The organism is Streptococcus sp. Marseille-P6264 (assembly GCF_902460355.1).
Taxonomy (GTDB): Bacteria; Bacillota; Bacilli; order Lactobacillales; family Streptococcaceae; genus Streptococcus.
On the sequence record NZ_CABPTO010000002.1, the window covers coordinates 1 to 12632 of the forward strand.

The 12632-nt window shown below is 40.6% G+C and carries 15 protein-coding genes; all 15 read left to right on the forward strand.

What is annotated here, in order from left to right; all coding sequences use genetic code 11:
• Positions 1 to 351 precede the first annotated feature (351 nt).
• Positions 352 to 1773: a flippase gene (locus FZ941_RS03505; protein WP_148886875.1), complete on the forward strand. Its 1422-nt coding sequence runs from the start codon at positions 352 to 354 to the stop codon at positions 1771 to 1773.
• Positions 1774 to 1777: 4 nt separating this feature from the next.
• Positions 1778 to 2764, forward strand: a complete 987-nt coding sequence (locus tag FZ941_RS03510; protein WP_148886876.1) for an acyltransferase — start codon at positions 1778 to 1780, stop codon at positions 2762 to 2764.
• A gap of 13 nt (positions 2765 to 2777) precedes the next feature.
• Positions 2778 to 3878 (forward strand): UDP-galactopyranose mutase, encoded by a 1101-nt coding sequence (gene glf, locus FZ941_RS03515; protein ID WP_148886877.1) that lies wholly within the window; start codon positions 2778 to 2780, stop codon positions 3876 to 3878.
• Positions 3879 to 4124: 246 nt separating this feature from the next.
• Complete coding sequence (gene comW, locus FZ941_RS03520) at positions 4125 to 4352, forward strand: sigma(X)-activator ComW (protein ID WP_187418378.1); 228 nt, start codon at positions 4125 to 4127, stop codon at positions 4350 to 4352.
• Between the two features lie 241 nt (positions 4353 to 4593).
• Entirely contained in the window at positions 4594 to 5862 is a 1269-nt protein-coding gene (locus FZ941_RS03530) for a CapA family protein (RefSeq protein WP_148886879.1), read from the forward strand.
• 132 nt (positions 5863 to 5994) lie between these two features.
• Positions 5995 to 6366, forward strand: coding sequence for a DUF1033 family protein (locus FZ941_RS03535; RefSeq protein WP_148886880.1), 372 nt, complete (start codon positions 5995 to 5997; stop codon positions 6364 to 6366).
• Between the two features lie 85 nt (positions 6367 to 6451).
• A complete protein-coding gene (gene comGA, locus FZ941_RS03540) occupies positions 6452 to 7393 on the forward strand; it encodes a competence type IV pilus ATPase ComGA (protein WP_148886881.1) in 942 nt (313 codons plus the stop codon).
• Complete coding sequence (gene comGB / locus FZ941_RS03545) at positions 7341 to 8357, forward strand: competence type IV pilus assembly protein ComGB (RefSeq protein WP_148887050.1); 1017 nt, start codon at positions 7341 to 7343, stop codon at positions 8355 to 8357. Before comGA ends, comGB begins: the two co-directional genes overlap by 53 nt.
• Entirely contained in the window at positions 8354 to 8671 is a 318-nt protein-coding gene (gene comGC / locus FZ941_RS03550; protein WP_005591535.1) for a competence type IV pilus major pilin ComGC, read from the forward strand. Before comGB ends, comGC begins: the two co-directional genes overlap by 4 nt.
• Positions 8631 to 9065 carry a competence type IV pilus minor pilin ComGD gene (gene comGD / locus FZ941_RS03555; protein ID WP_037586086.1) on the forward strand — a complete coding sequence of 145 codons (435 nt, stop codon included), beginning with the start codon at positions 8631 to 8633 and terminating at the stop codon, positions 9063 to 9065. Before comGC ends, comGD begins: the two co-directional genes overlap by 41 nt.
• Positions 9031 to 9324, forward strand: a complete 294-nt coding sequence (gene comGE / locus FZ941_RS03560) for a competence type IV pilus minor pilin ComGE (RefSeq protein WP_187418375.1) — start codon at positions 9031 to 9033, stop codon at positions 9322 to 9324. Before comGD ends, comGE begins: the two co-directional genes overlap by 35 nt.
• Positions 9308 to 9745, forward strand: a complete 438-nt coding sequence (gene comGF / locus FZ941_RS03565) for a competence type IV pilus minor pilin ComGF (RefSeq protein WP_148878222.1) — start codon at positions 9308 to 9310, stop codon at positions 9743 to 9745. The genes comGE and comGF overlap by 17 nt, the downstream gene beginning before the upstream one ends.
• On the forward strand, positions 9726 to 10124 hold the full coding sequence (comGG, locus tag FZ941_RS03570; RefSeq protein WP_148878223.1) for a competence type IV pilus minor pilin ComGG: 399 nt from the start codon (positions 9726 to 9728) through the stop codon (positions 10122 to 10124). The genes comGF and comGG overlap by 20 nt, the downstream gene beginning before the upstream one ends.
• Before the next feature lie 80 nt (positions 10125 to 10204).
• Positions 10205 to 11170, forward strand: a complete 966-nt coding sequence (locus tag FZ941_RS03575; RefSeq protein WP_148878224.1) for a class I SAM-dependent methyltransferase — start codon at positions 10205 to 10207, stop codon at positions 11168 to 11170.
• Between the two features lie 35 nt (positions 11171 to 11205).
• Positions 11206 to 12399 (forward strand): acetate kinase, encoded by a 1194-nt coding sequence (locus FZ941_RS03580; protein WP_148886882.1) that lies wholly within the window; start codon positions 11206 to 11208, stop codon positions 12397 to 12399.
• Positions 12400 to 12632 lie beyond the last annotated feature (233 nt).

Genomic DNA, 12632 nt, shown 5'->3' on the forward strand with positions numbered 1-12632 from the left:
TACTTATACAGTCCACATTCTATATCTGAACTCTTAGCAGTGTATAGAAAATTTGGATTAGTTCCTGAACATTATGTATCAAAAGTATCAAAAATAATTTTGCTTAATTTTAAGACTCATTTCATTTTTGATTTTATTTGTAGGTCATATTTGAAGTATAAAATAAAAAATAGACTAAAAATTTAGTTATATTGAGATCTTATGCTTTTAATGATTTTTTCGGTAATTATATTAGTATTTTGTAAGTGCCATAAATGCAATAGTGACTTTTACGGAATATTCTTTAAAATAAGTTTACTAAAACTCATAATGTCTGGTTATTTAAGTCGTTTTATTTAGGAGTATAGAATATTGAAAGTATTAAAGAATTATATTTATAATTTATCTTATCAACTTTTAATAATTATTTTACCAATTATAACTACACCTTACATTACAAGAATATTTAATTCTAATCAACTAGGAGAATATGGCTATTTTAGTTCAATCGTCACTTATTTTATTTTACTAGCTACGTTGGGTGTTGCCAATTATGGGACTAAGGAGATATCGGGTAATCGAGAGAAAATTCAAAAAAATTTCTGGGGGATATATACTCTGCAACTTAGCGCAGCATTATTATCGATTCTCTTATATATTCTCTTGTGCATGGGAATCTCTACAATGCAAAATCCAGTGGCGTATATATTGGGCTTGAGTTTGGTTTCTAAAGGACTAGATATTTCATGGCTGTTTCAAGGGTTAGAAGATTTCCGTAAGATTACGGCAAGGAATATCACAGTGAAGCTTGTTGGCGTAACTGCCATTTTCTTGTTTGTAAAATCAGCGAGTGATCTATACTTGTATGTTTTTCTTCTAACAGCATTTGAATTGTTGGGGCAGTTAAGTATGTGGCTCCCAGCTCGTGAATTTATTGGAAAACCGCATTTTGATTTAGTATATGCCAAACGTCATTTGAAGCCCATTATTTTGCTATTCTTACCGCAGATTGCTATCTCGCTTTATGTGTCTTTAGATCGTACGATGTTAGGAGCGCTATCTTCTATAAGAGATGTGGGGATTTATGATCAGGCTTTGAAGCTTATTAATATTTTACTGACTTTGGTAACTTCATTGGGAAGTGTCATGTTGCCACGAGTATCCAGCCTATTAGCAACAGGTGATCATAAAGCTGTAAATAGGATGCATGAGATGGCTTTCTTGATTTATAACTTGGTTATTTTTCCGATTGTAGCTGGAATGTTAATTGTTAATGATGATTTTGTTCAACTTTTCCTTGGAAGAGACTTTCAGGATGCACGCTATGCGATTGCTATTATGATTTTCCGCATGTTCTTTATCGGTTGGACCAATATTATGGGAATTCAAATGTTGATTCCCCATAATAAAAATAAGGAATTTATGATTTCAACAACTGCTCCTGCTATTATCAGTGTTGGTTTGAATCTATTTTTTCTTCCTAAACTTGGTTATATAGGAGCAGCAATAGTTTCAGTCTTGACAGAGTCTCTTGTATGGGGATTTCAATTGTTCTTTACACGATCATATCTCAAGGAGGTACCTATATTGGGATCAATGTTCAAGATTGTTGGAGCATCAGCTTTGATGTATGGAGTATTAGTATTCATAAAGGGATTTTTAGTTTTTACCCCAATTATAAATGTGGTAGTTTATGCAATTTTGGGAGCGCTGATCTACTCAATCGGTATTATAATTCTAAAGGTAGTTAATATTGGTGAATTGAAAGATATGGTAAAGAAAGAGGGAAGATGAGACTGTGCGTAATAGTAATTTAGATTTGTTAAAAGTTATAGCTTGTATTGGTGTTGTCTTGCTTCATACTACAATGCCTGGATTTAAAGAAACAGGCGCCTGGAATATTTCGGCCTATTTATATTATCTTGGGACCTATTCAATCCCTTTGTTTTTTATGGTAAATGGATTTCTACTTTTAAATAGAAAGACAATTGACTTTTCATATATTTTAAAAAAGGTTAAAGGAATTTTGTTAACAGTTGCTGTATGGAATCTTATTATTTGGATATGTCGAAGAGATTTTTCTATCAATCCGATTAAGAAGGTAATAGGTTCTCTGGTACAAAAAGGGTATTTTTTTCAATTCTGGTTCTTTGGAGCGTTATTAATTATTTATGTCACTTTGCCATATATCAAGAAATATTTAGTAAATCAGAAGAGATATATAATTATTTTGTTGTTTTTAACTTCAATAGGTCTTCTATTTGAGTTGGCTAATATTTTAGGTCAAAGAACTTTTCAATCATATATCCCACAAACATTTAGACTATGGACATGGTATTTTTACTACCTTGTAGGTGGTTACATTGGTTCGTTAGATTATGCAAGATTGACATTATTCATAAAATCATGGGGAAAATATTTAAGTTACTTATTACTATTTCTATCTCCATGTTATCTTTATTTAATGGCTAGTTTTGTTCATCATAATTTATTTGCAGAATACTTTTATGATAGTCTATTAGTGAAGGTTATTAGTATAGGAGTTTTTCTCTCATTTATAACACAGGAAAAAGAGTTAAATAATAAAATGATTACTCAAATTTCTTCTTTAACAATGGGAGTATTTATTATCCATACATATGTTATAAAATTGTGGGAAAAACTTGTGACTACTAGTTTTATAGGATATTCTCTACTATTTCCTTTAATTATACTAATAGTAAGTTTTACTTTAACTGGAATTCTAATGAGAATTCCATATGTGAAAAGAATCGTTAAATTATAAAAAGGAGAATAATATGTACGACTATCTAATCGTTGGAGCTGGTTTGTCTGGAGCAATTTTCGCGCACGAAGCTACAAAACGTGGAAAAAAAGTAAAAGTGATTGATAAACGCGATCATATTGGTGGAAATATTTACTGTGAGAATGTAGAAGGAATCAATGTCCATAAATATGGTGCCCATATCTTCCATACGTCTAATAAAAAAATTTGGGACTATGTCAATCAATTTGCTGAGTTTAACAACTATATTAACTCACCTGTCGCAAACTATAAGGGAAGTCTTTATAATCTTCCTTTCAATATGAATACTTTCTATGCTATGTGGGGGACAAAAACTCCACAGGAAGTGAAGGATAAGATTGCAGAACAAACTGCTCATATGAAGGATGTTGAGCCAAAAAATCTGGAAGAACAAGCTATCAAGTTGATTGGTCCGGATATCTATCAAAAGTTGATCAAGGGTTATACTGAAAAGCAATGGGGACGCTCAGCGACAGAACTTCCTCCATTTATCATTAAACGCCTTCCAGTTCGTTTAACTTTTGATAATAACTATTTTAACGACCGTTACCAAGGGATTCCTATTGGTGGTTATAATGTGATTATTGAAAACATGCTTAAAGACGTAGAAGTTGAACTTGGAGTAGATTTCTTTGCTCATCGTGAAGAGTTGGAAGCATCTGCTAATAAAGTTGTCTTCACAGGAATGATCGACCAGTATTTTGACTATAAGCACGGAGAGTTAGAATACCGTAGCCTCCGTTTTGAGCATGAAACCTTGGACGAGGAAAATTATCAAGGGAATGCTGTAGTGAACTATACAGAGCGTGAGATCCCTTATACTCGTATTATCGAACACAAGCATTTCGAGTATGGCACGCAGCCAAAGACAGTTATCACGCGTGAATATCCGGCTGACTGGAAGCGTGGGGATGAGCCTTACTATCCGATTAACGATGAGAAAAATAATGCTATGTTTGCTAAGTATCAAGAGGAAGCTTCAAAGAATGATAAAGTTATCTTTTGTGGACGTTTAGCAGATTATAAATATTACGATATGCATGTGGTGATTGAACGGGCGCTTGAGGTCGTGGCAGATGAACTTGAAAAATAGCCTGAATTTTTAAATTTGAGTCATTTTTTCAAAATTTAAAGTTCTATCTTAATCGACTTGATATAGAAAATATAGTAAAAAGCAGACTGTCCCCAACCCCCAAATGTCAAAAATATTCCCTGAAATGTCATTTTCTAGTGACTACCCCTACCTTTTGGCTCTAAAATGAGACCAGATACCTTTCTTGTCCCTAATCCCCTCCTTTTTGCGTTAAACTAGTGTTAAAGTAAAAAGATTGGAGTTATGATGGAAATTCAAGAAATTTATAATCAATTCAGAGATTACTATGGGGAGCTTGAGGCTGAGTATGCTCATTGTCAAAAGACGAGCCTGGAGTGGGAAAGCCTGCATCTGCGCTATCTGATTTACTATTTGATGCGCTACGGTATCGGGGAGATGAAGTTTTTTAATGCCTATCATTATCGGGCAGCTTATCGCTGGTATTTACAGTCCTTGATGTTGAGCTCAATCTGATATTTGAGGCTGGGACAAAAGTCCTAGCCTCTCAATTGTCTTTGGATTGTCGAGCAAGACGCAGTGGTTGAGTGGGCTCTACTAGGCTGATTTCATCATCTTTTACAGCCCTACTCAACTGTGCGGAGGTGGGACGACGAAATCGAATTCTAACGAATTACCGATTTCTGTCCCACTCTCTTTTTTATTCCCTTGGGAGGATAATTTATGATAAAATATAAGTAATACGGAGGTTGGCAAAATGGAGAAAAGATCTGGAACCAAGCGACAAGTAGTATTAAGCAACCGTGCCTTTATCCTTGCTCTGTTGGGAGCAGTATTTGTATCAGCGGCAGCAATTTTATTTTTCCAAAGCATCATGGGGGTGCCTAAGGAAAGCGGTAGGAATGCTGCTAAAGATGCTTCTAAATCCTCCTCGGTAGCGGGAGAGAAGACCGACTCGAAAACGGTTCGCATTATGGCTAATGGCGACCTTTTGTACCACGATGGGCTTTATATGAGCGCTCAAAAGGCCGATGGCAGCTATGATTTTTCGGAAAATTTCACCTATGTCAAGGACTGGCTCCAGCAAGGCGACTTGGTCTTAGGGGATTTTGAAGGAACCATTCGATCTGACTATCCTTTGGGAGGCTATCCGCTTTTCAATGCTCCGGAGGCTGTTGTGCCCGCTATTAAAGACGCCGGCTACCAAGTAGTGGATCTGGCCCATAATCACATCCTAGACTCAGGGCTTGAGGGAGTCTTTACGACTGCTAAAGCCTTTGAAGATCACGGAATTAGTCCAGTCGGTGTCTATACTCACAAAAATAGGGATAAATCGCCCATCCTGATCAAAGAAGTAAAAGGTATCAAGATTGCGATTCTGGCTTACTCCTATGGTTTTAATGGCTTGGAGTCCAATCTCAGCCAGAAGGAGATTGATCATCACCTGTCTACCTTTGATGAGGATAAGATGAAGGCGGAGATTGAGCAGGCGGAGAAAGAAGCGGACATTACAGTAGTCATGCCGCAGACGGGGGTCGAATACCAGCTGGAACCAAATGAGGAGCAGGTCGAGCTCTATCATAAGATGGTGGATTGGGGAGCGGACATCATTTTTGGTGGACATCCGCACGTAGTGCAGCCTTCAGAAATCCTTGAAAAAGATGGTCAGAAGAAGTTGATTATCTACTCCATGGGGAATTTTATCTCCAATCAGCGGATTGAAACCATGGCTGGTGTGGATACGGCTGAGTGGACCGAGCGTGGTGTTTTGATGGATGTGACTATTGAAAAGACGGATAAGGGGACCATTATCAAAAAAGCTCAGGCACATCCAAGCTGGGTCAGTCGTGTGGAAAAGGGAACTTATTCACCAGAGGGTTATCCGCTTTACACTTATCAAACCCTTATCTTAGAAGACTTCATTGAGGGTGGAAAATATCGCAATCAGCTGGATCAGGCGACCAAAGATCGGATTGATACGGCCTATAAGGAAATGAAAGAGCATGTGCATCTGAATTGGAAATAAGCACAAAAACGACACTCCCTTTTGTTTCTTTGCTTTCTTTGATGAAAAACGAACCATTATAGAGCCGACGAGCAAAATAGTTTCATTATCAAAGAATTTTATATATAATATAGGATACAAAAGGGGACAGGTATGTACAGCGTAATAGAAATGTATGGCGATTATGAGCCCTGGTGGTTTTTAGACGGTTGGGAGGACGATATCATTGAAAAAAGGTATTTCGATGATTATTATACCGCCCTCAAATACTATAAGCACCGCTGGTTAGAGATGTCTGAAGCATCGCCACTTTATAAAAGCCGCAGTGATCTTATGACCATTTTCTGGGATCCGACCGATCAACGTTGGTGTGAGGAGTGCAATGAAGATATTCAGCAATACCACTCCCTACTTTTGTTAGAAAATGAACGTAAGATCCCCAAGAGCAAGTATCGTCCAGGCTACCGCAAGCAAAATGCTACTGAAAAACACCGTATTTGCAAAATTAAGGTGCGGGCTAGATAGAATAAAAGTCAAAGAATGGAGAAAATTTCTTCATTCTTTTTTTATTTTTTCTCATTTTGTGCGAATAGTAAGGTGAGGAGGACTTATGGTTCAAAAAATTGCAAAGGAAATGATTCAATTGGCCAGGCAGGAAGCAGCTCAAGATGTCTATTTGATTCCCAAGAGCACCTGCTATGAGCTTTATATGCGGGTGGGTGATGAGCGGCGCTTCATTCAGACCTATGATTTTGATTTATTATCGTCAGTCATCAGCCATTTTAAGTTTGTCTCAGGCATGAATGTCGGGGAGAAGAGGCGTAGTCAGCTAGGCTCCTGTGATTATGATTGTGGGGATGTAACGGTCTCGCTTCGTCTATCAACTGTCGGCGATTACCGTGGCTATGAGAGTTTGGTGATTCGGCTTTTACATGATGAGGAGCGTGAGCTGCGTTTCTGGTTTGACAATCTGCCTGATCTTCGTAAAAAAGTAAATTCTCGCGGCCTTTATCTGTTTTCAGGGCCAGTTGGCAGTGGAAAGACGACGCTGATGCACCAGCTGGCCCAGATGAGATTTGGGCAGCAACAGGTCATGTCTATCGAAGACCCTGTGGAAATCAAGCAGGAAAATATGCTCCAGCTTCAGCTGAATGAAACCATCGGCATGACCTACGATAGCCTCATCAAGCTGTCTCTGCGCCACAGGCCGGATCTCTTGATTATCGGAGAAATCCGCGACCAAGAAACGGCCCGAGCGGTGGTAAGGGCTAGTTTGACAGGAGCCACGGTCTTTTCAACCATCCATGCTAAGAGCATTCGCGGAGTGTATGAGCGCCTGCTAGAGCTGGGTGTCAGTGAAGACGAGCTGCGTATGGTACTACAGGGCGTTTGTTACCAGCGTTTAATCGGGGGAGGAGGTGTGATCGACTTTGTCAATCAAGACTATCAACAGCACGAAGCCAGTCTCTGGAACCAGCAGATTGACCAGCTTTTTGCAGATGGACATATCACAGCTGATCAAAGGCAGGCGGAAAAAATTATCTACGCCTAAGCAAAAGAAGATTATCGAGCTGTTTCGCAATCTCTTTACCAGCGGTTTTCATCTGGCAGAGATTGTCGATTTTCTACGGCGGAGTGCCCTTTTAGAAGAGGCCTATGTCGCCGAAATGCGTTCGGGTTTGGCTGACGGCCAGTCATTTTCTCAGATTATGAAGCGTTTGGGCTTTTCAGATAATGTGGTCACCCAGCTATCTTTGTCAGAGTTGCATGGAAATCTAAATCTTAGTTTGGGTAAAATCGAGGATTATCTGGAAAATCTATCCAAGGTCCGTAAGAAATTGATTGAGGTGGGGACTTATCCCTTGATGCTGCTTGGATTTCTAGTGCTGATTATGCTGGGCTTGCGTAACTATCTCCTGCCTCAGTTGGATAGTCAAAATATGGCCACTCAGTTCATTCATTATCTACCGCAGATCTTTCTGGGAGGCGTTCTGGTGATTTGCTTGCTGATTTGCGGTGGCTGGTTCTATTATCGCAAGAGCTCTAAGATGAGATTTTTCAGCCGTTTGGCCAAGTTTCCTTTTGTTGGCGCCTTAGTGCGGGCCTATCTGACGGCCTACTATGCGCGTGAATGGGGCAATATGATTGGGCAAGGGCTGGAATTGAGCCAGATCTTCCTCATCATGCAGGACCAGCCTTCTCAGCTCTTTCAGGAGCTGGGGCGAGACTTGGAGATGGCTCTAGGTGCGGGTCAAGGCTATGCCGAGAAGGTCGGCACTTATCCCTTCTTTAAGAAAGAGTTGGCCTTGATCATCGAATATGGTGAGGTCAAGTCCAAGTTGGGTGACGAATTGGAATTGTATGCCGAAAAGACTTGGGAAGAGTTTTTCCTGAGAATCAATCGTGCCATGAATTTGATTCAGCCTCTCGTCTTTGTCTTTGTCGCCCTTGTTATCGTTTTACTTTATGCAGCCATGTTGCTGCCAATTTATCAGAATATGGAGATTCAATTATGAAAAAATTAAAAACTTTGAAGGTTAAAGCCTTCACTCTGGTGGAAATGTTAGTCGTTCTTTTAATCATTAGCGTCTTGATGCTCTTGTTTGTCCCGAATTTGACTAAGCAGAAGGATGCTGTTTCAGATACGGGCAATGCGGCCGTAGTCAAGGTCGTAGAAAGTCAGGCTGAGCTTTATGAATTGAAGAATGTTAATGAAAAAGCCACTCTAGGGAAATTGGTTGCTGATGGTCGGATTACCGATAAGCAGGTAGCATCCTATAAGGCCTACTATGGAAAAAACAGCAGTGAAGCTCGTACAGTTGCGGATTAAGGCTTTTACGCTGTTAGAAAGTCTCTTGGCTTTATTTGTGGTCAGTTTCATTTTATTAGGTCTATCTGGCTCTGTTCAGGCTGGTTTCAATCAAGTGCAGGAGCAGCTGTTTTTCATGGAATTTGAGCATCTTTATCAGGAGAGCCAAAAGCTAAGTGTGGCTGGACATGAAAAGATAAAATTGACCATTTCGGAGCGCAACATCTCCAACGGCTATCAGCAAGTAGAATTTCCCAAGACTTTGCAGGAACATGCTCCCCAGACCATTCAGTTTGACCAGGCTGGCGGGAATTCTTCGCTCAGTAAGATTGTTTTTCAAACGGAGGATAAAAAGGTTGTTTACCAGCTTTATATGGGCAATGGAAAGTTTAAAAAGACGACGAATGAAGGCTAGCATTTTGCTGGAGGCCTTGGTGGCAATGGCGGTTTTTGCGGCTATTGCCAGCCTCCTGCTTGGCCAGATTAGTCAGTCGCGGCAGGAACAGACTCGCTTATTGAAGGAGGAGGAAGTCCTACGGGTTGCTCGGATGGCCATGCAGACGGGACAGGAAAATCTGACGGTCAACGGCATTACAGTCCGCCAGGTTAAAACAGACCAGCAATTAACCGTCTATCACCAAGAGGAGAAGGTGCTCAGTGTTAAAAAACGTTAAAATCAAAGCTTTTACACTTTTAGAGACTCTAGTCGCCCTGCTGGTCTTGAGCGGTGGTATATTGGTCTTTCAGTCGATGACCAAGCTTCTGGCTTTTGAACTGCGACATCAACAGGAAAATAAGCAGCAGGAATGGCTCTTATTTGTCGATCAGTTGGAGACGGAGCTATCGCGCAGCCAATTTGACCGAGTCGAAAACGACAAAATCTATGTCAAACAGGATGGCAAACATATAGCTTTGGGCAAATCTCGGAGTGATGATTTTCGCAAGACGGATGCTTCGGGACGTGGCTATCAACCCATGATCTATGGACTTAAAGCTGCTCCGGTCAGTCAGGAGGGGGACCTTGTTCGCTTTCGCTTCCGGTTTGAAAATAATTTAGAAAGAGAGTACATCTATCGTGTTCAAGATAAAAGTTAAGGCAGGCATTTTGCTCTATGCCCTCTTCATGGCAGCTGTCTTTAGCTTGCTCTTGCAATTTTATCTGAATCGGCAGGTGGCCAATCAGCGTCTCTTTCAAGCCAATCGGGAGCGGACAGAAGCCTATGCCTTGGCTGTTTTGACCAAGGAGACTGCCACAGAGGAGAACGGGCAATTAGCCTTCGACCAAGGGAGCACCCATTATCGCAGGCAGGGAAACATGCTGGAAGTCAGCAGCCAACTCGCCAATCAGAAGAGCTATTCTTTCTATTTTGAGAGCAAAAAGGAGCCAGAGAAGAAGGACAAAGAAGCTAAAGACTCCAAAGATACTAAAAAAACTAAAGTGCCCTCTCCTTCAACTGGCAAGAGAAGCGACTAATATAAATGTAAAAGATTTGTAATCCGATAGCCCTTGGAAAGAGGGCTTCTTTTTGGTATCATAAGACAACGGAGGATGCCATGAAATTTGAAAAAATAGAACGAGCTTTTCATCTACTTTTAGAAAACGTGCAAAATATCCAAAATACACTGGGGACCAATTTCTACGATGCCTTGATTGAGCAGAATGGAATTTATCTGGACGGAGATACAGAATTACAAGAAATTCTGAAAAATAATGAGAAACTTCGTGCCCTGCATTTGACCAAGGAGGAGTGGCGTCGGGCTTATCAGTTTATTTTCATGAAGGCTTCTCAGACAGAGCCACTCCAAGCCAATCATCAGTTCACACCTGATTCGGTCGGCTTCTTACTGAGTTTTTTGATTGACCAGTTGGCCCAAGACAAGAGCATTGATTTGCTGGAGATCGGCAGTGGGACAGGGAATTTGGCGGAGACTCTACTCAACCACACACAAAAAAATATGGATTATCTAGGCCTAGAAATTGACGACTTGCTGATTGATTTGTCTGCCAGCATTGCCGAAGTCATGAATTCCAAGGCACACTTTGCTCAAGGAGACGCGGTACGGCCTCAGGTTCTGAAAGAAAGCGACTTGATTGTCAGTGATTTGCCAGTGGGCTATTATCCAGATGATGCAGTGGCGGCTCGTTATGAGGTTGCCAGTCCAGACGAGCATACTTACGCCCATCATCTCTTGATGGAGCAATCGCTAAAATATTTGAAACCGGGGGGCTATGCTATCTTTCTCGCGCCAAATAATCTGCTGACGAGCCCTCAAAGTCATCTGCTGAAAAAATGGCTACTGTCTAGCGCTCAGCTCTTGGCAATGATTTCTCTGCCAGAGAAGATTTTCGCGAGCCGGCAGAACGCTAAGACGATCTTTGTCCTGAGAAAACAAGGCGAATCAGATATCCAGCCGTTTATCTACCCTTTGCAGGACTTGCAGAGTCAGGATGAAATCTTAAAGTTTCGTGAAAGTTTTCAAAACTGGGTCAAAGTTAGTGAAATTCGAACAAATTTCTGATATAATAGTTTGAAAACGCTTAAAGAGGTGACGAGATGTCAAAAACTATTTCTATCAATGCTGGAAGTTCGAGTGTAAAATGGCAACTTTATTCAATGCCAGAAGAAAAGGTGCTGGCTAAAGGTTTGATTGAGCGGATTGGTCTCAAGGACTCAATCTCTACGGTTAAATTTGATGGTCGTTCTGAACGCCAAACCTTAGATATTGCTGATCATACACAAGCTGTGAAAATTTTATTGGATGATTTGAAACGATTTGAAATTATTCAATCTTACGATGAAATCACAGGTGTTGGGCACCGTGTCGTAGCTGGAGGCGAGTATTTCAAAGAATCAGCTCTTGTGACTGACGATGTATTGGAAAAAATTGAAGAGTTGTCTCTATTGGCTCCTTTGCACAATCCTGCCAATGCTGACGGTATCCGTGCTTTCAAGCAACTTCTTCCAGACATTACCAGTGTGGCTGTTTTTGATACATCATTCCACACAACTATGCCAGAAAAAGCTTATCGCTATCCATTGCCAACCAAGTACTATACTGAAAATCAGGTCCGTAAATACGGAGCACATGGAACCAGCCATGAGTATGTAGCCCACGAAGCTGCGAAACTTTTGGGTAAACCGATTGAAGAATTAAAACTCATCACTTGCCACATCGGAAACGGTGCTTCTATCACAGCAGTTGATAAAGGGCGCTCAGTGGATACTTCTATGGGCTTCACTCCTCTTGGTGGAGTTATGATGGGAACACGTACGGGTGACATTGATCCAGCGATTATTCCATACTTGATGCAGCATACAGATGACTTTAACACGCCAGAAGATATTAGTCGAATTCTGAACCGTGAATCTGGACTGTTGGGTGTTTCAGAGAAATCAAGCGATATGCGCGATATTCATGAAGCTATGCGTGCGGGTGATGAAAAGGCACGATTGGCAAATGAAATTTTTGTGGATCGCATTCAAAAATACATTGGTCAGTATTTAGCTGTTTTAAATGGAGCAGACGCAATTATCTTCACAGCTGGTATCGGTGAAAACTCTGTGACTATCCGTCGCATGGTTATCGAAGGTATCTCTTGGTTTGGCTGCGATGTCGATCCAGAGAAGAATTTCTTTGGTGCTACAGGAGATATTTCAACAGAAGCTGCTAAAGTCAGAGTTCTGGTTATCCCGACAGATGAAGAGTTAGTCATTGCGCGTGATGTAGAACGCTTTAAAAATCAATAATCAAAAGAGGCTGGGACAAAAGTCCTAGCCTCTCAATTGTCTTTGGATTGTCGAGCAAGACGCAGTGGTTGAGTGGACTCTATTACGCTGATTTCATCAGCTTTTACAGCCCTACTCAACTGTGCGGAGGTGGGACGACGAAATCGAATTCTAACGAATTACCGATTTCTGTCCCACTCTCTTTTCTTGTGACTTTATGATTTCTATTTACTAAGATATTGATCCAAAGCTAG

What these genes read in the sequence shown, in the direction of transcription:
- comGC (WP_005591535.1), top strand. Translation starts at nt 8,354, where the DNA reads ATGAAAAAATTAAAAACTTTGAAGGTTAAAGCCTTCACTCTGGTGGAA.
- comGA (WP_148886881.1), top strand. Translation starts at nt 6,452, where the DNA reads ATGGTTCAAAAAATTGCAAAGGAAATGATTCAATTGGCCAGGCAGGAA.
- glf (WP_148886877.1), top strand. Translation starts at nt 2,778, where the DNA reads ATGTACGACTATCTAATCGTTGGAGCTGGTTTGTCTGGAGCAATTTTC.
- FZ941_RS03535 (WP_148886880.1), top strand. Translation starts at nt 5,995, where the DNA reads ATGTACAGCGTAATAGAAATGTATGGCGATTATGAGCCCTGGTGGTTT.
- FZ941_RS03530 (WP_148886879.1), top strand. Translation starts at nt 4,594, where the DNA reads ATGGAGAAAAGATCTGGAACCAAGCGACAAGTAGTATTAAGCAACCGT.
- comGD (WP_037586086.1), top strand. Translation starts at nt 8,631, where the DNA reads ATGGAAAAAACAGCAGTGAAGCTCGTACAGTTGCGGATTAAGGCTTTT.
- FZ941_RS03580 (WP_148886882.1), top strand. Translation starts at nt 11,206, where the DNA reads ATGTCAAAAACTATTTCTATCAATGCTGGAAGTTCGAGTGTAAAATGG.
- comGB (WP_148887050.1), top strand. Translation starts at nt 7,341, where the DNA reads ATGGACATATCACAGCTGATCAAAGGCAGGCGGAAAAAATTATCTACG.
- FZ941_RS03575 (WP_148878224.1), top strand. Translation starts at nt 10,205, where the DNA reads ATGAAATTTGAAAAAATAGAACGAGCTTTTCATCTACTTTTAGAAAAC.
- comW (WP_187418378.1), top strand. Translation starts at nt 4,125, where the DNA reads ATGGAAATTCAAGAAATTTATAATCAATTCAGAGATTACTATGGGGAG.
- comGE (WP_187418375.1), top strand. Translation starts at nt 9,031, where the DNA reads ATGGAAAGTTTAAAAAGACGACGAATGAAGGCTAGCATTTTGCTGGAG.